We start from the raw sequence: 20,364 nt of genomic DNA on the forward strand, positions 1-20,364 counted from the left end.
TTCGCCCATGAGGGTCAGCACCACGCTGCCCGACCGCACCGCCATCGTCACGGTCCCGGCCGAGGGCCATGCCCGCCGGGTGGCCGCCCTGCGGGAGACGATCCACCAGATCACCGACGCGGTGATCGACACCGGGAAGTTCCACTACGGCCCGCAGACCGAGCGGCTCGAGGACACCCTGTCGCACGTCTGGGGCGGACATGCGGTGGCCACGACGTCCTGCACGCAGGCGCTCGTGCTCGCGCTTGAAGCGGCCGGGGTGCGGTCCGGGGGCGAGGTGATCGTGCCGGCCGCCACCTTCGCCGCGACTGCGTTCGCGGTGGCCGACCTCGGTGCCGTGCCGGTGATCGTGGACGTCGCCGAACCCACCCTCACTCTGTGCCCGAAAGCGATGGAAGCCGCGGTCACCGACCGCACCCGGGCGGTGATCCCGGTACACCTGCACGGGCACATGGCCGACATGCCCGCGATCAACCAGGTCGCCGCCCGGCACGGCCTGGCCGTCATCGAGGACTGCGCCCAGGCCCCCGGTGCCAGCCTGCAGGGCAGGGCCGCCGGGACGTGGGGGGACTACGGCTGCTTCTCGTTCTGGGTGGGCAAGAACATCGGCGGTCTCGACGACGCCGGAGCGATCCTCACCACCACCGCCGAGCGTGCCGGGCAGCTGCGCCGGCTGACCGACATGGGCCGCGACCGCGGCGAGCGCCACCTGCACCACGTACGCGGTCACCGGGCCCGGCTGGGCGAGGTCAACGCCGGGATCCTCACCGCGCAGCTGGGTCTGCTGCCCTCGTGGATCGAGCGCCGCAACACCATCGCCCGCCGGTACACGGCCGCCTTCGCCGAACTGCCCGTCGAGACGCCGGTGGTCCAGGACGGGCACGTCCACGCCTTCTACAAGTACGCGCTCGGCTGCGAAGACATCGCCGCCCTCACCGAACACCTCGCAAACGCGGGCATCGAAGCCGAGCAGGTCTACCCCTACCTCCTGCCCGACCAGCCCGCCTTCGAGGAGATCGCCCACCGGAGCCACGTCACCGAACGGTCGGACGCGGCCACCCGGCGGCTGTGCCTTCCGGCCTACCCGGAGCTCACCGACGCCGAGGTCGACCACGTCATCACCGCAGTGACCGCCTTCTACACCGGCAGCTGAACCGCACCCGGAGGACAGCGGCGGTATCGGGCCCGGTGTGCGGCCGGGGCGGGGCGGAGAGGGAACACCGCGCAACGGCTTGCCCCCTTGCACAGTGCCGCTGGACCGGCCCTGGAAGCCGTTACGGCATCACACCGTTCTCGGCGGCGGACTCGTCGCCGCTGGAGACGTTGTCCGCCAGGAGGAGCAGCAGGTCGTCGAATCGAATCGTCGGCGTGCGCCCGCCCGTTGCCCCTGGTGCATGCCGTGGCGGCGGGCCGGGTGGTGGGGATCCTGAGCGTGCCGTGCGCAAGGAGCCAGGCGGCTACCATGCGCCGCGCGAACACCGAGCTCGCCGGGGTGCCGTCCGTCGAGGCCGGTATGCCCGGCAGGCTCCTGCGGCAGGACGTGACGGACGCGTCGGTCACCCGGGCGCCCTCGGCCGAGTGCAGGGGGGATCCTCACGCACCCACAGCTGCGTTCGCCCGTTGCCGCGAGGCAGCGCATTCACACGTGTGGATGAAGATCACGCGCCCTGTCGCGTGCTTCTCCCTACTGCCCCTGTCCCTTCAGCACAGTTGGCGGTATGACCCGATCCAGCTTCCGTAGCACCGGGTCCCGGGAGCAGTGATTCCGTGGTCCCACGAGCTGCCGTGTCCTCCTTGTTCGTGGGCCTGTTCCCTTTTTGTCTTTTCCGTTGCCTCTGGTTGGGATCCGCCATGACCGAACCGTCCGTACTCACTGCCTCTGTGCGCCCGGGGGTGCCGGCGCATGTCGCTCTCGTTCTCGACGGCAATCGGCGCTGGGCTGCCCAGCGTGGTCTCAGCGTGCCCGAGGGGCACCGCTACGGCATCGGGAAGATCCCTGATGTCCTGCAGTGGTGCGAGGAGGAAGGGGTCGCCATGGTGACGCAGTGGATCCTGTCCATCAGGAACCTGCAGCGCAGCCCCCAGGAACTGGCCGGTCTCTACGAGTCGTTCATCAGCCTGTGCGAGCGTCTCGCCGAGGCGCAGCGCTGGCGGGTCCGGGTGATCGGAGCCCTGGAGTTGTTGCCCGCGCCGGTCGCGGCCGCGTTCGAGGACGTGCAGCGGCGCACCGAGCGGGTGGAGGGAGTGCAGGCCAATATCGCTGTGGCCTACGACGGCCGGCGGGAGATCGTCGCCGCGGCCCGGTCCCTGGCGGAAAAGTTCCGCGACCGGGGGCCACAGGAGCCGGCCGGGGACTTGTCCTGGTGGGAAGGGGAGTTCGCATCCCATCTGGGCACGGCGGGACTCGCGGACCCGGACCTGGTGATCCGCACCTCGGGCGAGCAGCGTCTGTCGGGGTATCTGACCTGGCAGACAACGCAATCGGAGCTGTACTTCTGCGAGCGGCTGTGGCCCGACTTCACCCGCGAAGACCTGCGCCACGCGCTGGACAGTTACGCCTCGCGACAGCGACGGCTGGGACTGTAGGCCCGACGACGATGCTGCAGAGGAAGAAGGACATGACCGCCACACCGTCTGACGGCCCCGTGCTTACGGGCACGCACGAACACCCACACCCACACCAGCCGGACGGGCAGCCCCGCCTTGAGGGGGACGGGCGTGCGGACCGCACGACGGTGGCCCGGACGGTCACGGACGTACTCCAGCCGCGCAACGTCCTGCTTGTCGGCATGCCGGGCATCGGGCTGGCCGCCGCTGGCAACTGGAGCGGCATTCCCTGGGGGCTGCTCGGAGCCCTGTGCGCCGGGATCATTCCCGCGGCCTACATCCAGTGGGAACGCAAGCGCGGCACCTGGGAAGACCGGAACATCGTCGACCGCACGAAGCGGCCCCCGATCTTCCTGGTCATCCTGGCCTCCATCGGCCTCGGCTCGATCATCATGATCCTCGGCCACGCCCCCACCGGGATCCTCCTCGCGATGCTCGCCCTGTGGGTGATGACCGTCGTCCTGCTGGCCGTGAACCACGTCTGGAAGATCAGCGTCGACAGCGCGGTTGCCTCCGCGATCCCCGCGATGCTCGCCGTGACCCACTCACCGTGGTGGCTCCTCGCCTACGGCCTGACCCTCGCCGTGTGCTGGTCCCGCGTCGCACTGACCTACCACAGCGTCGCCCAGACCGCGGCCGGCGCCGGCGTCGGCGCCACCACCGCAGCCGCATTCCTCCTGACCTAGCGCCGGCCCGGAGCCGTCCATGACCCCGGTCACCTCTGGTCGAGGCCCTCGCTACTTCTTCACGGAGGCCGTGAGTACCTTCAAGTTCTCCGCGCTGACGTCCCCAAAGTGGCTGAAGGCCACCACGCAGGTCGCCTTGCCCCTGGCAGCTTCAACGATCTCTGCCTTGATACCGAACGTCTGCCTCATGGGCATACGGAAGACGAGCTCCGTGCTCGACGTGTCGGGATGAATCTCTCCTTCTCCCCCGCGGCGGACCAGAACTTTTTGAACTTCCGAAACCTTCGCGCTGTCGACGGACACGATGACCTGGGCGAAGGGCTCCAGCACCTTCCAGTTCGCCTTCGCCGTCATCTTCTCGGCTACCTGCCTGGCTGCTTCGCGGTACATCTCAACGGTGGGCGACCCCGCCACGACCTCCACCTGCCTCAAAACAGCGGTCAAGCAGCCGAGTGGGAATCCGGCCACGGGCCCGGTCTGTGGCAGCCCCTCCCTCAGGCCGGCCCACACTGCGTGAGCCTGATCGGTGGACAGCCTCTTCTTAGGGAAGCCCTTGAACTCCACTCCATGTTCCGTCTCGTCCGCAGGCGTGTGCTGCGCCCCAGTCGAGTCCGACTCGGCCAGCGCCGTGCCGAGTTCCCCGTCGGGCGAACCTGTCTCCCCGAGTGTCAGGGACAGCCGCAGCACATGACGGGTACCGGACTTGTCCGTGACCTCGTGATCGCGGGCGGCGCTCAGGGCCTGACGGACCGTCTCCACACAGGTGATCTGCGGGTCCCCCTCGCTCGCCCTCAGTGCCATTTCCCCATCCCGCAACTCCAACGACAGCTCAAGATCCGACATTGGTATCTCCCTTGCCTTCCAAGCGATTCAGCGCACGGTTGATCGATTACCTGATGGCTGACAATGCCCAGCCATCCCCGCGTTCAGACGTCAGCGGACTCCTGGAAGATCCACCGCCGACCGGGACAGGTGCGGGGACAGTCCCACGGCCAACTGTGCCAAGGGGGACCGAGTCATGCAGGAAGGCCACGCAGCCCCGTGGATCTTCACTCACACGGGGCCGGGGCAACGAACACCCTCCCTTCGACGTTGACGGCCCGCCCGTGCGGGGCGAGCGAACTTGCGATCGCGGGGGCGCCTCCACTGAGACACACCCGCCTGCGCATACATCGGGATGAATCAGCTTCCCTTCTCCGCCGGCCTGTAGAACGGTTGCGTGGGACACATCGCCCCCGGAGCTTTCCAGGCCACGGCCCGCCGGTGGGGCGGCGCGGGGACGCCCCGATCACCTGTGGGCAGGCGGGGTCCAGATGGTCGAGGCCGGGTTTGTCCTCCGCGGGCCCGAGGGATCCATCGGCCGTGTTCTCACTACCTGCATCCCCACGCTGGGAATCCCTGCGCCGGCAGTTCGCCGCCGACGGCTACCTGCCCCTGCCCGAGCTCATCAGCCCCCTCGGGCTCTCCGAGCTCGGAAGCGAAGCCGGCCGTCTCGAGAGCGACGCCGTGCGGCGGGACTTCCGCATGCGGTGCATGGGCGACAGCCCCCGTCACATGACCACCCTCGGCGGAGACCACATCGCCCGCGCATCACCCCTCATAACGCAGACCTACGAAGACCGGGCCCTCATGCGGCTGCTCTCCTCGCTCCTGGACGAGATGGTCGTCGCCGTCCGCGACCCCGTCGAGCGCCACGTCCTCAATGTCCTGCACCGGCCCGGCGACACCCACGGCGCCCACACCGACGACTACCCCCTCGCCCTGGTCCTCTTCCTCGAAGCGCCACCACACCCCACCGACGGCGGACTCCTCGAGTTTCACCCCGGACGCCGAGATCTCGCCGCCCTCGTCGCACCGGGCACCCGGCGTGTGCACCACCGGCCGGCCGACGGATACCTCCTGCGCAGCGACCTCACCGACCACCGCGTCACCCCACTCGAACGCCCAGGGGTGCGGCGTACCGTCCTCAACTTCGCCTACACCACACCCGACCGCCAACAGGCGACCACCACCTCCGCATCCCTTCTCTACGACTGAGGTGCTGGGGCCGGTTGGGGCGTCTGGCACACAGGGTGTCGCTCGTTCGGGGGCGAGGGGACGTTTCCGCTGTTGGGGGCGGGACGCGGCGCGGGAGATGATCCCGGCGCCCCGCACGCTGGGGTCTTCTCACTTGCTCCCCCGGAGGTGTCCGTCCGTGGTCCTTGTCATCGTCGTCGCTGTACTCGCTCTGCTCGCCGGTCTCGCTGCCAACCGCTACCTGCGCCCGCGGCTCCTCAACGAGGACGACGACACCGGCATGGCCGTCAAGGACCTCGTCGGCCCGCTGCTCACCCTGACCGTCCTGCTTCTCGCCTTCGTCCTGGTCACCGCGAACGGCTCCTATGGCAAAGCCGAAACCGCCGCGCGCGGCGAAGCCCGCGCCGTCGACCAGCTCGTCGAGTCCGCCGAATACGCGCCCGCGGCCCAGCGGGCAGAGGTCCAGGCGGACGCCGTCTGCTACGCCCGCGCCGTACGGGCCCAGGAATGGCCCGCCATGGCTGACGGCCACGGCTCACCGGCACCCAGCGTGTGGTCCACCGACTTCCGCCGCGTCTTCCGCGAGGTGGAGGGCAAGCCGGTCTTCGGCATGCTGATCGCCGCCGACAACAAGCGCTCCGAGGAACGCGAGGAACGGCTTACCCAGGCGACGGCCAGCATCCCCGGCGTCATCCTGTGGTTCCTCCTCGCCACCCTCGCCATCACCGTCATCGCCCTCGGTATCTGCCTCCCTCGCCGCAACAATCGCGGCCAACTCATCACACTGATCGTGATCACCGCACTGTTGACGACAGCGCTGTGCATCATCCGGGACGTCGACCGGCCTTTCGGAGGCATCATCGACGTGCAGCCCACCGCCATTGCCGAGGTCGAACGCCAGGCCTTGCGCGACTACACCACCAACCACCCGGCTGCCGAAATTCCCTGCGACGACCACGGCAACCGCAAGACCGCCTGACCTCCGTCCCCCTCGACAGGCTCCGCTGCCGAAGTGGTATTTGCGCGGTGAGCTCAGCCGGACGAGCAGGCGCAGGTCACGGCCGAAGAGCGCGGAGCACTTACGGCGGGCCTCTGTGGAACTTGAGGAACAGTGAGGTCGGCGTTGCGAAGCGCTCCAGCAGGCCTGCCCACGGGCGCCAGTTGAAACCGCCGGGACCGCGGGCGGACTGGTCTCGGTCGGTCCCGGTCAGCGGCGTGCCGGGCCGTCATCAGGCGATCAGCGGTGCCGGCGCACGGCTTGGGCTCCTTTCGGACGCCGTGTCCCGGGACCGTGACCGTCCGTCCTCGGTGTCGTTGGCCCGTCGACACAGCCGCTCGGAAGGGAAGACGGAGCGATGACTGAACGGACGTTGGAGGGGTTCGGCCCGGACAGCCTTCGCAGCCTTGTGGAGGAGTTGTTCGGGTTCCCGGCCGACTCGCTCGCCCTCACGGCGACTCTCGACGATCTGGGCTTGGATTCCCTTGCCATGATGGAGTTGGGGACGGTCCTTGAGGAGCGCACCGGTGTCGAAATGGGCAGTCGGCTGGTCGACGTCTCCGGGTCCGAGTCGCTGGACCAGGTGGCTCGGACGATCGCGGGGTTCTTGGCTCGATGACCGTCGATGGCGATCGGGCGCCGCTCGCCGCCGACGGGGGGCGTAGCTCGGCGGTCCCGGTTCTCGGGCTCCTTGGGGTGAGCGATGGGTGAGCCGGTGGCCGTTACTGGTCTCGGTCTCCTTACTCCGGCGGGCTGTGACGCGGACACGAACTGGACGAATCTGTGCGCGGGGCGCTCGCTGGCCGCGAGGAACCCGCAGTTCGCGGGCCTCGCGGTCGACATCTCGTGCGACGTAAGGGACTTTGATCCTTTCGCGGAACTCGGTGGACGGCTCACGCGCCGTCTGGACCGGTTCGCCCACCTGGGGATCGCGGCCGCCCGCTGTGCTTTGGCGGACGCGGACCTGCGGGTCGCGGAGGGTCCGCCGGAGCGGGTCGGTGTGGTGCTCGGGGTGGGTTCGAACAGCCTGCGGACGTACGTCGCCGAGTTCACGCGCCTTGCCGAGGACCGGCCCGCCGCGGTTTCGCCGCTCGCTCTGCCCCGCAGCGTTCCGTCCATGGTTGCCGGGGAGATTGCCCTCGACATCGGGGCTCGGGGTCCGAACTTCACGCTCTCCAGTGCGTGCGCCTCGGGCAGCAACGCGCTCGGGGTTGCCCGCAGCCTGCTGCTCGGCGGCATGTGCGACGTGGTCCTTGCCGGCGGCAGCGAGTCGTGGTCGCGGATGACCGCCGCCTGCTTCTCCCAGATGCGGGCGTTGTCTTCGCGCACGGACCGGCCCGAACTGGCCTCGCGCCCCTTCGACCGGGACCGCGACGGCTTCGTCCTGGGCGAGGGGGCCGCCGTACTCGTTCTCGAACGCCTCGGGCACGCGCGGGCACGGGGGGCACGCAGCCGCGCACTGCTGTGCGGGTACGGGTCCTCCGCCGATGCCCACCACGTGACCGCCCCGCACCCTGAGGGCGCAGGTGCGGAGCAGGCCGTACGGCAGGCCCTGACCGACGCCGGATGCACGCCCGGCGACATCGGCCACGTCAACGCACACGGCACGTCGACCCGGTTGGGCGACGCGGCGGAGGCCGGCATGCTCCGGCGGGTCTTCCGCGACCGTATGCCGCCGGTGACGGCGACCAAGGGCGTCATCGGCCATGCGCTGGGCGCGGCGGGAGCCATCGAGGCCGCGGTCACCGTGCTCGCCCTGGAACGGCAGGAGGTGCCGCCAGTGGCCAACATCAGCCGCCAGGACCCTGGTGGTGAGCTGGACATCGTCACCGGCAGCCCGCGCAAGGTGGACTTCGGCCGAGCACTGTCGACGTCTTTCGCCTTCGGGGGCCAGAACGCCGCGCTGGTGTTCGGCGCCGCCTGAATCCGGCCTGCCCGGGCCACCCCCGCCCCGCCCGTCGCGCAACGAGGCCGGTCGGCGCGCGCGGTCGGCGTTCGGCCTTGAGGAGTCATTCGCCCCCGGCGCCGTGCCCTCGGTGACCGGTGATCGTTGCCCTTTAAGGCCCGATTTCACGTCGCCCGGGACCGTCCGGGCGCTCGCAGCGCAAGAGGAGAGGCCGCGTGCCGAACACCACGCAACGAACCCAGGACGGCACGGAGCACGAGCCGTGCCCGCCCTCGGCCCGGTGTGCTCCCGTGCCCGCGCCGTCCGTCGGCCGCGCAGATCGCGGGCAGCAGTCGGAGAGCGAGGTCCTGGTGTTCAGCCGGTACGCCGACGTGGCGGTGATCGCCCGCGATCCCGCGTTCGAGGCCAAGGACGCCGCCTGGTTCGACGCGTACCTTCCCGGCTGGCGGCGCAGTCCCGGGATGCGCTTGTTCGGCACCAGCATGGTGTTCCACAACGGGGCGAGCCACCAGCGGCTGCGGAAGGCCGCCTCGCCCGCCTTCAGCCCGGCGCGCCTTCGCTCCTTGCGTGAGACCGTGCACGCCGCCACCGAGGAATGTCTGGATCTGCTCGACGCGCGGCCGCACGGTGACGTCGTCGATCTGCACGCGCTGCTCACCCTTCCGGTCACCTGCCGCACCCAGTGCGCCCTCATCGGCCTCCCCGAGCAGGATGCGCCCTTCCTCCACGAGCTGGTGCAGCCGCTGCTGGCGCTGCTCGACCCCGTGGTCGGCCCGCGCGCACTACGGGAGGCGGACCGCGCCGCCGAGACCCTGCGGCCCTACCTCGACAGGCTGGTGGCCGAACGACGGGCGCGGCCGGGAGAGGACCTGGCGTCGTCGGTCGCCTGCTTGCTCGGCGACGACGAGGCGGCTTCCGCTCTCGCCCTCGCACTGACCGCCGGTTTCGACACCACGGTGACACTGCTCGACCACGCGATCACCGCGCTGATGACATCGCCGGCGCGAGCCGCAGTGGCTGCTGGCGAGCCATCCCACGTCGACGCCGCGATCAGCGAGTCCCTGCGTCTCGCCCCGCCGGTTCGGCTGATCACGCGGGTCGCCCGGCACGAGGTAACCGTCGGCGGTGTGCGGGTCCCGGCCGGCCGGGAAGTCATGGCGCTCATCGCCGAAGCGCACCGGGACCCCGAGCACTTCACCGATCCGGACGTGTTCGACCCCAACCGCCCGGCAAGCCGGCTGCTCTCCTTCGGCGGTGGCGCCCACTACTGCCTGGGCGCCCAACTGGCACGCCTGGAAGCCTCCCTCGTCCTGCCCGCTCTGCTACGGCGTTTCCCCCGCATGGCGCCCGCCGGCCCGCCGTGTCCCGACGACCGCGTCACCGTGAGCGGCTGGACAGCCCTTCCAGTCGTGCTCGACCCCTGAGCCTGCCCCGCACCCGGCACGACAGCACAGGACCTCCCGGCCGTGCCACCCCCACCCGGTCCCGACAACTCTCCGGACCGTTCGCACCACGTCATCCAACGAAAGGACACAACCATGCATCCCCTCTCCGGCGCAGCCCGGTACACCCGTCACCTGCAGGCCCTCGCCGTCTGCGCCGCGGCCCTGTCCGCGGGTACGGCGATCCTGGCACCGGCCGCCGCCGCGAAGCCTGCCGCGGCGGAGTCCGTTGTCTGCGAAAGCACCGCCCGCGGCACGCTCCAGGCCCCGCAGATCGGCAGTCCGACGCGCTTCACCGGCACGGGAACCATCACGTGCCGCAACGAACAGGGTGAGCCCTACCTGGAAGGCACGACCGAGTTCAGCGGCACGCTGCCCTCCCCGACGGCGGCTACGGAGCCCGAGTACCGGGGCAGGGTGGAGTGGTCGGACGGAAAGATCACCACCGGCACGTTCACCGACTTCGGCACCGAGGTCGGCGACGACGGCGTCCTGAAGTTCACCATCAAGGGCGTCAACGACGCCGCCAGCACCCGCTTCGGCGGCTACACCGCCTCCATCACTGGGCAGTCCGTCCGCGAGGTCCCCGACCCCACCGGGGAAATCCACACCACGGAGCAGGGCCAGGTCCTCTACACGCCGTGACCCACGCGCCCGGTGTGGTGGCGTCCCGGGACGCCACCACACCCGGCACTGCCGCAGATCCGCGTACGCGCCGCCGCTCCGTCGTGAAAGACCCAGCCGATGAACCCCTCGACGACCACCGGGCCGAAGACGGCGTTGCGACCGTTCTTCGACCCCTTCGATCCCGCCCTGCACACCGACCCGTACGCCCGTTACACCGCGGCGCGCGAGGCCGCCGCATTGTGCGAAGGGCCGCACGGTCTGGTGGTGGTGACCCGCCATGCGGACGTTTCACAGGCCCTGCGGGACAACCGGCTCGGCCACGGTCCGCTCACCGCACCGAACCGGATCTTCTCCTTCCTGGGCATGGACCCGCCCCACCACGGGCCGCTGCGCCGACTCGCCGCGCGCTTCTTCAGCCCCGCGGCCGTCAGCGCGTTGGCCCGACAGATCACCGCCGCCGTCGACGAACTGCTCGACCAGGCGCTGCGGAAACGACAGGTCGACCTGCTCGCCGACTTCGCCTACCCGCTATCACTTCGCGTGGTCTGCGGCCTGTTCGCGCTCCCCGAGCAGGACCAGGCGTGGATCCGGGAACAGACCCCGCCCATCGCCCGGCTCCTCGACCCGGCCTATGCCCTCACCGACCACGACGTGGCCACGGCCCACTCGGCGGCCGGCGGGTTCGTCGCCTACCTGCACCGCAAGATCAACGAACGGCGCCGGCACCCCGGCCCGGACGCCCTCAGTGCCCTGGCCGCCGAAGCCGACCTGGGCACCGGATTCACCCGCCGCGACCTGTTGCCCATGTGTGCCCTGCTGCTGCTCGCCGGCTACGAGACCACCGCCAACGTCATCGCCAACAGTGCTCTTGCCCTGCTGCGCCACCCGGACCAGCTCGCCACCGCGCGCAACCGCGTCGACGGCGGGCGGCTGGACAGCAGCGCCATGAACGAACTGCTGCGCTACGACTCCTCGATCCAGATCACCTTCCGCACGGTGCAGAGCCCGACCGTGATCGCAGGCACCCCACTGGCGCAAGGAACTCCGACGGCTCTGCTCATCGGATCGGCCAACCACGACCCCCGCGTGTTCACCGACCCCGGCCGACTGGACCTGGACCGCGCACACAATCCGCACCTGAGCTTCGGCGCGGGCATCCACTACTGCCTCGGAGCGCCCCTCGCCAGGCTGGAAGCGTCCCTGGCTCTGGGCCGGCTGCTCGCCCGGACCCGCGCCATCGAACTCTCCTCCGGCCCGGTCCGGCACAAGAACACCACCGCCACCGTCCGCGGGGTGAAAGCGCTCCCCGTCGTTCTCACTCCCGCCTGATCCACCGGCCCGCCACCTGTACCCCCGCCGACAGAAGAAGGGAACGACCCTCCTCATGGTGTCCCTCTGCCCGCAGGTACCGCCGAGCCTCGCCGCGGGGGCATGCCCGTACCCCTGGCTGGTGACCGGTGATCCCATGTCCTGGGACGCGGACATGACCTTTCGGGAACTGCGCGAGCGGGCACCCGCCCAGCAGGTCGTCCTGCCCGGCGGCCTTGTCACCTGGATGATCACCGGAGCAGCCCAGGCGCGACAGGCTCTGACCGACGGCCGCCTTGCCCACGACATGCGACGGCTTCCCGACCCCCGGCAGGGGTTCGGCGGCCTCCGCTACCCCGACGACCTCTTCTCCGCTGAGGGCCGCCACCTGCTCAACAGCGACGGCACGGCCCACCAACGGCTGCGGGCGGTCCTCGCCCCCCTGCTGACCCGCACGGCCGCACAGCGGTGGCAGCCGTTCATCACCCGCACCTGCGAGGAACTCCTCGACGCCCTGGCCGCGGCCGACCATCCCGACTTGGTCGCCGACTACGCCCGCCCCCTGGCCGTCCGGGTCACCACCGCCCTCCTGGGGATCCCGGTGGAACTGCAGCGCCGCCTGACCAACCTGACGCTGACGATGATCACCGCCGCTGACCCCGAGAACCCCACCGTTCGAAAGCGCCGTACCGAACTGTTCGGACTGTGGTCCCGCGTCCTCGGCGACAAACGGCGCAGGCCCGGCGACGACGTCCTCACTCGCCTCACTGTCGCTCACCGCCAGGGCCGCCTCTCGGCCGAGGAACTCCTCTCCGTGGCCTGGGGCCTGTTCTCCGGCGGCATCACCCCCACCACCGCCCTGATCGTCTCCGGAGCAGTCGAAATCATGCAGAGCCCAAAACTGCGCCGAGCACTGCACGCCGGCGCCGACGCGACCCGCCTCACCGAGGAACTGCTGCGCATCACCAGCCCTTTCCCGGTTGCCACCTGGCGATTCGCCCTTGAGGACCTCACCGTCGGCGACACGGTGATCCCGCAGGGCGCCGTGGTACTGATCGCCCTGGCCGCCGCCAACCGCGACCCGGACGCCTACCCCGAACCCGACACCGCGCACCCGCACCGCCCCGGCGCCCACCTGGCATTCGGACTGGGCCCGCACTACTGCCCCGGCGCCCCCCTCGCCCGCGTACAGGCCGCCAGCGCGCTCACCGCCCTGTTCAGCAGATTCCCCGACATCCGCCTCGCCACCGGGAGGACCGCGCTGCGCCGGCAGGGCGTGCTCGTCGACCGCTGCTACGAGCGCGTCCCGGTCCGCACCGACGACACCACCCCCCAGGACGCGACGTGATGCAGATCCCCGCCGAGGCGGCCGAGATCGAACCTGGCCACGCCTACACCTGGCGCATCTCCTTCCCGGACCTGCCCGCAGATCCGGGTTCCCGCCGGCCAGCGAGCTACAACCAGGCCGCCCATCTGGCCGCAGCCTGTTCCGCGCACCTGTCCGACCGGCCGCCGCCCTTCGCCCTCGCCATCGCCTGCAGCTTCGAACTGACCAGCTCTATCGACCTGTCGGCCCTCGAAGGCGCGCTGCTGCACCTGATCCGCCGGCACGAGGTGCTCCGCACCTGCTGCCGCCGCACAGCACGGAGCGTGTCCATCCATGTCCGCACACCAGAGGAGACGCACCTCGAACGTGTCGATGCGGGTCCACTCCTCTCACGCGTCGCCACCCGCGCCCACCTGCATGAACTCCTCCGGCTCGTCGACCCTGTCACAGGGCCCCTGATGGTCGCGGGCGCCATCGTCCGTGAGGGCTCGGCCACGGTCCACGTGGTCTACGACCACCTCGTGGCCGACGTGCTCTCCGCGCCGATCACCGTCGCCGATCTCGCCCGCGTCTACGAGGACCTGGTACACGGGCGCCGGCCGGACCCCGCGCCGGCCGGCAGCTACCTCGACTTCGCACGCGAGGAACGCACCCACAACCTCGCCCTGCGCGCACAGGACGAACAACTACAGCACTGGCGGGGCTTCCTCACCGACGGCGGGGAACACCCACCTGCCTTTCCCCTGGACCTCGGCGTTCGACCAGGCCATGTGCACCCGTCGGTCAACCGCACCCGTACCCTGTTGCCCGGACCTCTGACGGACCAGCTGGAAACAGCGTGCCGCACCTCCGGCGGCAGCCTGCTCACCGGCCTCCTCGCCGCGACGGCGGCGACCCTCCGGGAAGAAGGCGGCCCCGACATCTACCGGGCGCTCATGCCGATCAACCGGCGCGGACAACATCGGTACTCCCGCTCCATCGGCTGGTTCATCAACGCTGTCCCCCTCGCGATCCCCGCCCCCCGCAGTGCCTCCCTCGCCTCCCGACTCGCCCTGGCACGCGCGGGATACGAACCGGCACGCCAGCAGGCCGACGTCCACTCTGTCCGCGCACAGCAGCTACTCCGCTCCGCAGACGCCACCAGCGAAGTCCACCGCCCCGTCAGCTTCTTCTCCTACCTTGACTTCCGCACCGCACAGGGGGCCGAACACCCATCGACTCGCACAGCCACCGTGCACGCGTGGTCCTCGGCCTGTAACGGAAGCCTCCTGTGGTTCCACCGCAACCACAGCGGGCTGCACCTCAACAGCCTCCACGCCGACACCCCCCTCGCACGACAGACCACCGACTCCCTGGCCCACCGCCTCGTCCGCACCCTTCTCTCCTTCTCGGAGTGATTGAGCTGGTGCAGGCGAAATCCCCAACTACGGCGGTCCGTCCGGGCGATCTTGATGCGGGCGGAGATGCTCAGGCTCCTTCCAGAGCTGCGTGAACCCGAGCGCCCCCAGCGGTCACGGACGTCACGGACCACGCGCCGATTCTGGGCGCCCCGGGCGATGACACCGAGGTCCTTCAAGCAGTGCGGCTCTTGGTTCGCAGCGAAGATGAAGACCACCTGCGAGCCCTGCTCATCCATCGCCCGGACGAGAGGAAACAGCACGGCTTCCACGAAGGTGTGCGACCGCTGCCGCCGTGTCGACCTGCCGCTCGCCGACGGACACTGTCGCGGATGCCGATGGCACGTAGCCATCCACGGCCCAGGAGACATCACCCGGCACGGAACTCAGTTGTGGCTCGGTACACCGGTCCCCGCACCTACAAGCCTGCGTCACTCGGAAGTGTCCCCGCCTCCTTCGCGCCGCTCTGTCTCCGAGCACCTGATGGACCCTGGACAGGAGAGGCGGTTCGAGCTCTGGCGGGACTGGAAGTCGGTGGTCGAGTTGGAACGGCAGGATCTGCCGACGCCCACAGACTCGGCCCAACTGCTGCTCGCCGACCTCGACAGCGTGATGAAGCGGGAGATGTGGTCCAAGTTCCCCGCCACCAAGACTCGGCGCACCTTGACCGTCTTGGTGTCCTGGCTCGGAGCGGATCCCCCTCTGCTGGAGTCCGACATCCGGGCCCTGGTCGACAACCGTCCCATGCAGTTCAGCGGGCGGCGGGTCACACAGTTCCTGGAAACCCGCGGCCTGCTGATCCCGGATACCGAGTTTTCGCCGAGATGCACAGCAGAAGCGCTTGGAGGCCCAGCTCGCCGCACTGCCTGCGACGATCGCACAGGAACTTTCGGTCTGGATCAAGGTCGTGCGCGGAGAGGGCAAGTGGGAGCACACCGGCCGCAGCTACTGGAGCATCGCCCGCTACTGGAACGTCCTGGACCCGGTCCTCAAGGGGTGCTCGCGAACGGCATCGAGAGCATGCGCGAAATCACTCAGGACGACGTCAAGCGGGCCATCGCCCCCGCAAGGGACGCCGGCCCGCTCGATCCACATCGTCCTGCGGAACGTCTTGCGGGCCCTTCGGTAAGAAGGTGTGGACTTCCGCGATCCCACTTCGCGGGCGACGATCTCGACGTCGATGCCCAGGGGCGGCGCCGTGCGCGACGACTTGGTTCTTGAAGCCCTGGTCGACGAGAGCCTTACGGACGGTTCCGCCGGCCTGTTCGGCGACCTGGTCCAGCAGGACGATGCCCGCAGCATTGGCATGGGTGTTCGCGGCCAGGACGACGACCGCGATGACCAGTCCAAGGACATCCACAGCCAGTCCGCGCTTGCGGCCGGGCACGCGCTTGGCCGGGTCATGGCCGCTCGTGTCGGCGGGGACCCCGGCGGCCACATGGACACTCGCAACCACTCGACTGGCCCTTTCCGGCTTGCCCCGTGGTGCCGAACGTGATCAAACGACTCGGCATTGGGAAGTTGTCTGGACGGCCTGCGACAGGACCGGATCCTCAACGAGGCGTTCGAGACCGGCGACCATCTGAAGCTCATGCGCCTGTTCGGCATCACGGAGAAGACCGCCATGCACTACGTCAGCGTTGCCCACCCGGAAAAGACCTCCCAGCTTCCCCGGTGACGACCGGTAAGAACGACAGCGGCGGGGCCGCCCGGAGCTTGCCGGCGGCCCCGCCTGCCAAGGCGGCTCAAGCCGGGACAGCAGCGGTCTCCGCCCGGACGTAGCTGACTTCAGAACTTTTTCAGGCGGCCGGGCCGCCAGCGTCCTTAGGCCAGTCGCAGACCCCCAGGACCGGGTTGAAGTGCAGCGGGCCCTCACATTGCTTCATGTGAGCCACTCCCCACGCACAGTGGTAGTAGACGGTCGGGTCGTCCGGGTCCGCCACGAGGGCGCCATGCCCATACGCTTCGCAGGGCGCGCCGTCGAAGAGATCAGCCGCCGAGGCAGTTGGGAGGCTCTGTGCAGACGCGGCGTATGTGGGAAGGCACAGTGCGCCGAAAGCGAGGACGGCGGAAGCCGCCACCCGCGACATCTTGATCATTCTTGCATCCTTGATTCGTAGCCCAGCAGAACCCGCCCGGCACCCGTCGCCGTGTGGCAACCCGTGCCGAGCCACCCTCCCAACGCCCCCACGTCCCTTCTGGTAACGCCGATACCCTGCACGGTCACATAGGAGGCGGCGCTTTGCTCCTCCCCCAGTGGGCCGCGCGCGCCCTACGAAGTCACGAGTGGTGCGGCAATGCCAGGCTGCCGCTGTCCTTTCCGTGGAGATCCATAACGGCACCATCGCTCCTGACAAGCCGGAGATGCCTGCGCCTACCGGACCCGCTCGAGGAGGCCACCGTGTCAGCCGGGGAGCCGGATGTAGCGGGATCCCTTGGCGGCCGCCCGCCAGTCATCACCGAGGACATGCTCCACACCGTGCTCCGCTGCCGCGCTGCCGGAGAGTCCGTCGAGCAGATGCAGCCCGGCTTGATCATCCCCCGGCAACCACAAAGGGCACAGCCCCTCCGGCGGGAGCATCTACCGGGCACTCGCCGAACACGAGAAGGCCCAGGCGTAACCCGAGGCGATCGAGGTGGATCAGGCCGACTTCACGACCCCTGCATCAGGGCTTCGAGCTGGCTCTGCAGGACGGGTGGCCTGGAGAGGTCGGGCGGTGACATGGGGTCAGGCTTCCGTCCGATCGCGGCCGGCCCGGCGACGCGTGTCGCGCACGGCCCCTGATCATTGCCCGCGCCTCACGCGCTCGACCTCCGGGGCCCGCCGCCGGGGACCGTTCGGGTGATTGCGGCGATCATGATCATCCGCAGGGGTGAATGTGGCTGGGGGACGCCGCGGCGGCGGGAGTGAATGAGGCGTTCCCGGTTTTCGGCCGGGCCGTATCTCTGCCCAGAAAGGGCATCATTCACATGCGTATGCGTAACAAGCTGGTTCTGGCCGGTCTCGGCGTCGCCACGGTCGGGGCCACCCTCGGCGGGATCGCGATGGCCGCCGACCCCACCTCCGACACCGTGGCCCCCTACGCCCAGGCCGCGGCGACCGTCAACGCGAACGGCAGCACCTCCCAGAAGACCGCCACCATCGCCTCGGTCAGCCACCCCGAGACCGGGTCGTACTGCATCGTGCTGACAGATCTTGTTCGGGCGTACAAGTCCATCCCGATGGCCACTCTCGGTAACGGCGCCCCCCGGGGCAGCGACGTCCGCGTCTCGCGCAACGACCCCACCTGCCCGGACAACTCCATCCGCGTGACCACAGGCACCGACGGCGTGGCGGCGAACCGGCCGTTCTACTTCATGGTCCCGTAACAACCCGCTGCGACGGTGCCCCGCCCGGGTTCCCGGGCGGGGCACCGTCGCAGTGTCTGGCCCTCGCTGTTCCTGACCGCGCTGATCCTGGTCGACGGCCTCCGGCTCGCACAGGGGCCCGCAGGCCCCGGACCACTGCGCAACTGGGACGCGTACGGGCTGTGCACGCTGTCGTGGTGCCGTACGACTTCCCAATCTCGACGTCAAGCCGCTTCTGTGACCTGAGGGGATCGATTCGCGGTAGGCGGCATGTCTGCCAGGGGGTTGAACAGGCTGCCTTTACCTCACTGCGAATCATCCTCACGCTTGCTCGTTCGAGTGAATGCTCCCCGTTTCCGGCATGGTGTCGAGCGGTCGGTTGATCATGGCGATGGACTGCGACTGGGTGCGCTGACCGCCTTGCGAGGTGGCGTCGTTGCCCTTGTCTGAGCCCGGTTGCGGGCGATTTGCCGACCATCCATTCCAGTGGGAGACGCAGTGGCTGACACGATCAAGATCGCAATCGCCGGCCCGAAGACCGGCACGGAGACCCAGTACGCCGACATGCAGTTCATCGGCGTCAAGCAGGCCATCAAGGACATCAACGCCAGGGGCGGCGTCAACGGCAAGATGGTGGAGTCCAAGGAGTATGACGACGGCGGAGACCCCAAGAAGGCCGTCGCCGCGGCGAACAGGATCGTCAACGACGGCGTGAAGTTCGTCATCGGCCACATGGCCTCGGTCACCACCCAGCCGGCCTCGGACATTTACGAGGACGAGGGCGTCATCATGATCACGCCTGGTGTCACCGACCCCGAGATCACCGCCCGCGGCTACCAGCTCATCTTCCGCACGGTCCCCGTTGGCAGCGCGCAGGATCCGGCTGTCGGCAACTCCTTCGCCAAGGACCCCGAGAACAAGGCGATCGTCGACGCGATCAAGGCCGACGGCAAGGACCCCAACGGGCTCTACGTCTTCCCTGCCTACTCGGCAGTCCAGCTGATCGCCGAAGGCATCAAGGCGGCCAAGTCGGAGGACACCGACAAGGTCGCCAAGGAGCTCCACAGCGGCACGTTCAGGACCTCAATCGGCACCATTTCCTTTGACGAGAAGGGTGACCTGAAGGACTAGTTCGTTGCGGAGAGGTCTCGGTCGGGGCTCCCAGGAAATGGGGCATCCGGCGGCCGAGTTGCCTAAGCCATACCGACGGCAGCTTCCCATCTTGATGTCAAGCCCGCCCGCAGCGAGAGCCAGCCACTTTTAGAGCAATCGTGATCTTCCGGGAGCTCAGGTGACTAGGCTGAGACCGAACACGCTAAGTAGTCAGAGTGGAGCCCAGTGTGTTGACGCTCCTGCGTTGCTGAGGTTCTGCCTTGAGATGAAGGAGCCATCCGTGGCCGACACGATCGACACCGCTCTGGTTGATGCTGCGAAGAAGGAAGGAGCCGTCAGCAGCGCCGGCATGCCGGACAACTGGGCGAACTGGAAGGGCACCTGGGAAGATCTGGCCTCGCGCTATGGCCTCAAGCACACCGACAGGGACCTGAGCTCCGCCCAGCAGCTCGCCAAGTTCGAGGCCGAGAAGAACGGCGCCGACATCGGCGACATCGGCGCCGCATTCGGACCCATCGCGGTCACCAAGGGCCTGACCCAGGCGTTCAAGCCGAGCACCTGGGACCAGATTCCCGCCTGGGCGAAGGACTCCGACGGACACTGGATGCTGGCCTACACCGGCACCATCGCGTTCATCGTCAACAAGCAGCTGGTCAAGGAGGGTGAACGGCCCGAAACCTGGTACGACCTGGCGAGGGGCACCTACAAGGTGGCCATCGGCGACGTCGGCACTGCGGCCCAAGCCGCCTGCGGCGTTCTGGCAGCGGCCATCGCCTACAAGGGCGACGAGAGCAACATCGAGCCGGCCCTGCAGCTGTTCACCAGGCTCGCCCAGCAGCAGCGCCTGTCCCTGGCCAACCCGACGATCCAATCCCTGCAGAAGGGCGAGATCGCGGTCGGTATCCTCTGGGACTTCAACGCCCTGAGCTACCGCAACCACATCGACGCCGACCGCTTCGAGGTCCTGATCCCTTCCGACGGATCGATCACTTCCGGGTACTCCACCGTCATCAACAAGCACGCCAAGAACCCGAACGCCGCCAAGCTGGCCCGCGAGTTCATCCTCAGCGATGTCGGCCAGGCCCACCTCGCCCGCGGCCACGCCCGGCCGATTCGCGCCGAGCACCTGAAGCTGCCGGCAGACGCGCAGGCGAAGCTGTTGCCGAGCGAGCAGTACGCAGCCACGCAGCCGATCAAGAACGCCGACGCATGGGAATCCACTCTCAAGAAGCTCCCCCAGCTGTGGCAGGAGCAGGTCATCATCGAGATGGAGTAGACAGGCGCAGTCAAGCCGCTCTGACGATTTGAGGCTCTGCGCCGCAGGGGGTTTGCCGACGCGACAGGAGCCGCTTGCCATCCGCGTCGATCACCACCGCGTAGTGGTTCTTCTTCCCGATGTCGAGTCCGGCCCAGAGCTGGGGCACGGCCACCTCCGTCGCTTGTCGTCTCGTTCCGATCCCGCAGACGACCTCGCCGACGCTGTCTTACAAGAGCGATCAAGCCGCGATTCCCAATTGATGGTCGAGTTGTCGCGGGGCTCCGGGCGGCCAAGTTGCCGGAGCCAAACCGACCGCAACAGGCAACGAGCCA

Annotated in this window: 19 protein-coding genes and 1 pseudogene; 16 read left to right on the plus strand and 4 right to left on the minus strand. The window is 69.0% G+C overall.

The genetic code is table 11. The annotated features are described in order from the left end of the window. Positions 1-7 precede the first annotated feature (7 nt). The 3 genes from OG488_RS28545 to OG488_RS28555 all read left to right on the plus strand — a co-directional run bounded on the left by OG488_RS28545 (position 8) and on the right by OG488_RS28555 (position 3,293). Positions 8-1,153, plus strand: coding sequence for a DegT/DnrJ/EryC1/StrS family aminotransferase (locus OG488_RS28545; RefSeq protein WP_329233748.1), 1,146 nt, complete (start codon positions 8-10; stop codon positions 1,151-1,153). Positions 1,154-1,851: 698 nt separating this feature from the next. Continuing rightward, complete coding sequence (gene uppS / locus OG488_RS28550) at positions 1,852-2,586, plus strand: polyprenyl diphosphate synthase (RefSeq protein WP_329233751.1); 735 nt, start codon at positions 1,852-1,854, stop codon at positions 2,584-2,586. A gap of 32 nt (positions 2,587-2,618) precedes the next feature. Further along, positions 2,619-3,293, plus strand: coding sequence for a hypothetical protein (locus OG488_RS28555; protein ID WP_329233753.1), 675 nt, complete (start codon positions 2,619-2,621; stop codon positions 3,291-3,293). A gap of 51 nt (positions 3,294-3,344) precedes the next feature. On the opposite strand, the gene OG488_RS28560 is transcribed toward OG488_RS28555, so the two are convergent. Beyond that, positions 3,345-4,136 carry a hypothetical protein gene (locus OG488_RS28560; protein ID WP_329233755.1) on the minus strand — a complete coding sequence of 264 codons (792 nt, stop codon included), beginning with the start codon at positions 4,134-4,136 and terminating at the stop codon, positions 3,345-3,347. A gap of 519 nt (positions 4,137-4,655) precedes the next feature. On the opposite strand from OG488_RS28560, the gene OG488_RS28565 reads away from it, so the two are divergent. The 9 genes from OG488_RS28565 to OG488_RS28605 all read left to right on the plus strand — a co-directional run bounded on the left by OG488_RS28565 (position 4,656) and on the right by OG488_RS28605 (position 14,313). Next, positions 4,656-5,330: a HalD/BesD family halogenase gene (locus OG488_RS28565; RefSeq protein ID WP_329233756.1), complete on the plus strand. Its 675-nt coding sequence runs from the start codon at positions 4,656-4,658 to the stop codon at positions 5,328-5,330. A 157-nt stretch (positions 5,331-5,487) separates the two neighbouring features. Further along, positions 5,488-6,288, plus strand: coding sequence for a bestrophin-like domain (locus OG488_RS28570; RefSeq protein WP_329233758.1), 801 nt, complete (start codon positions 5,488-5,490; stop codon positions 6,286-6,288). 376 nt (positions 6,289-6,664) lie between these two features. After that, the gene (locus tag OG488_RS28575; protein WP_329233760.1) at positions 6,665-6,925 is read left to right on the plus strand and encodes an acyl carrier protein; all 261 of its coding nucleotides are present in this window, start codon (positions 6,665-6,667) and stop codon (positions 6,923-6,925) included. An 84-nt stretch (positions 6,926-7,009) separates the two neighbouring features. Continuing rightward, the gene (locus tag OG488_RS28580; RefSeq protein ID WP_329233762.1) at positions 7,010-8,230 is read left to right on the plus strand and encodes a beta-ketoacyl-[acyl-carrier-protein] synthase family protein; all 1,221 of its coding nucleotides are present in this window, start codon (positions 7,010-7,012) and stop codon (positions 8,228-8,230) included. A 197-nt stretch (positions 8,231-8,427) separates the two neighbouring features. Next, positions 8,428-9,636, plus strand: coding sequence for a cytochrome P450 (locus OG488_RS28585; RefSeq protein WP_329233764.1), 1,209 nt, complete (start codon positions 8,428-8,430; stop codon positions 9,634-9,636). A gap of 114 nt (positions 9,637-9,750) precedes the next feature. Further along, positions 9,751-10,299 (plus strand): hypothetical protein, encoded by a 549-nt coding sequence (locus tag OG488_RS28590; RefSeq protein WP_329233766.1) that lies wholly within the window; start codon positions 9,751-9,753, stop codon positions 10,297-10,299. Between the two features lie 99 nt (positions 10,300-10,398). Continuing rightward, a complete protein-coding gene (locus OG488_RS28595) occupies positions 10,399-11,610 on the plus strand; it encodes a cytochrome P450 (RefSeq protein WP_329233768.1) in 1,212 nt (403 codons plus the stop codon). A gap of 121 nt (positions 11,611-11,731) precedes the next feature. Next, complete coding sequence (locus OG488_RS28600) at positions 11,732-12,937, plus strand: cytochrome P450 (protein WP_329233770.1); 1,206 nt, start codon at positions 11,732-11,734, stop codon at positions 12,935-12,937. Then, the gene (locus tag OG488_RS28605; protein ID WP_329239087.1) at positions 12,937-14,313 is read left to right on the plus strand and encodes a condensation domain-containing protein; all 1,377 of its coding nucleotides are present in this window, start codon (positions 12,937-12,939) and stop codon (positions 14,311-14,313) included. Before OG488_RS28600 ends, OG488_RS28605 begins: the two co-directional genes overlap by 1 nt. A 1,113-nt stretch (positions 14,314-15,426) precedes the next feature. Here the strand turns inward: OG488_RS28605 and OG488_RS28610 are convergent. After that, positions 15,427-15,760 (minus strand): annotated as a pseudogene (locus OG488_RS28610) (transposase); the annotation flags it as partial. 66 nt (positions 15,761-15,826) lie between these two features. On the opposite strand from OG488_RS28610, the gene OG488_RS28615 reads away from it, so the two are divergent. Then, the gene (locus OG488_RS28615; RefSeq protein ID WP_329233773.1) at positions 15,827-15,991 is read left to right on the plus strand and encodes a hypothetical protein; all 165 of its coding nucleotides are present in this window, start codon (positions 15,827-15,829) and stop codon (positions 15,989-15,991) included. A 121-nt stretch (positions 15,992-16,112) separates the two neighbouring features. Here OG488_RS28615 and OG488_RS39320 read toward each other — a convergent pair whose 3' ends face one another. Both OG488_RS39320 and OG488_RS28620 read right to left on the minus strand, forming a co-directional pair. Beyond that, the gene (locus tag OG488_RS39320) at positions 16,113-16,658 is read right to left on the minus strand and encodes a carbohydrate-binding module family 14 protein (protein WP_406464902.1); all 546 of its coding nucleotides are present in this window, start codon (positions 16,656-16,658) and stop codon (positions 16,113-16,115) included. 59 nt (positions 16,659-16,717) lie between these two features. Beyond that, on the minus strand, positions 16,718-16,861 hold the full coding sequence (locus OG488_RS28620; protein ID WP_329233775.1) for a hypothetical protein: 144 nt from the start codon (positions 16,859-16,861) through the stop codon (positions 16,718-16,720). 422 nt (positions 16,862-17,283) lie between these two features. Here OG488_RS28620 and OG488_RS28625 point away from each other — a divergent pair, with 422 nt between their 5' ends. From OG488_RS28625 to OG488_RS28635, 3 genes are all read left to right on the plus strand, one after another. Then, positions 17,284-17,682 (plus strand): hypothetical protein, encoded by a 399-nt coding sequence (locus OG488_RS28625; RefSeq protein ID WP_329233777.1) that lies wholly within the window; start codon positions 17,284-17,286, stop codon positions 17,680-17,682. Positions 17,683-18,159: 477 nt separating this feature from the next. Next, complete coding sequence (locus tag OG488_RS28630; RefSeq protein ID WP_329233778.1) at positions 18,160-18,792, plus strand: ABC transporter substrate-binding protein; 633 nt, start codon at positions 18,160-18,162, stop codon at positions 18,790-18,792. Positions 18,793-19,054: 262 nt separating this feature from the next. Beyond that, positions 19,055-20,050, plus strand: coding sequence for an ABC transporter substrate-binding protein (locus OG488_RS28635; RefSeq protein WP_329233780.1), 996 nt, complete (start codon positions 19,055-19,057; stop codon positions 20,048-20,050). Positions 20,051-20,364: the final 314 nt, after the last annotated feature.

The organism is Streptomyces sp. NBC_01460, assembly GCF_036227405.1.
Classification (GTDB): Bacteria; Actinomycetota; Actinomycetes; order Streptomycetales; family Streptomycetaceae; genus Streptomyces.

Coding starts and splice junctions, on each gene's coding strand:
- uppS (WP_329233751.1), top strand. CDS start 1,852: ATGACCGAACCGTCCGTACTCACTGCCTCTGTGCGCCCGGGGGTGCCG.
- OG488_RS28625 (WP_329233777.1), top strand. CDS start 17,284: ATGCGTATGCGTAACAAGCTGGTTCTGGCCGGTCTCGGCGTCGCCACG.
- OG488_RS28605 (WP_329239087.1), top strand. CDS start 12,937: ATGCAGATCCCCGCCGAGGCGGCCGAGATCGAACCTGGCCACGCCTAC.
- OG488_RS28575 (WP_329233760.1), top strand. CDS start 6,665: ATGACTGAACGGACGTTGGAGGGGTTCGGCCCGGACAGCCTTCGCAGC.
- OG488_RS28545 (WP_329233748.1), top strand. CDS start 8: ATGAGGGTCAGCACCACGCTGCCCGACCGCACCGCCATCGTCACGGTC.
- OG488_RS28555 (WP_329233753.1), top strand. CDS start 2,619: ATGACCGCCACACCGTCTGACGGCCCCGTGCTTACGGGCACGCACGAA.
- OG488_RS28595 (WP_329233768.1), top strand. CDS start 10,399: ATGAACCCCTCGACGACCACCGGGCCGAAGACGGCGTTGCGACCGTTC.
- OG488_RS39320 (WP_406464902.1), bottom strand. CDS start 16,658: ATGGTGCCGTTATGGATCTCCACGGAAAGGACAGCGGCAGCCTGGCAT.
- OG488_RS28560 (WP_329233755.1), bottom strand. CDS start 4,136: ATGTCGGATCTTGAGCTGTCGTTGGAGTTGCGGGATGGGGAAATGGCA.
- OG488_RS28590 (WP_329233766.1), top strand. CDS start 9,751: ATGCATCCCCTCTCCGGCGCAGCCCGGTACACCCGTCACCTGCAGGCC.
- OG488_RS28580 (WP_329233762.1), top strand. CDS start 7,010: ATGGGTGAGCCGGTGGCCGTTACTGGTCTCGGTCTCCTTACTCCGGCG.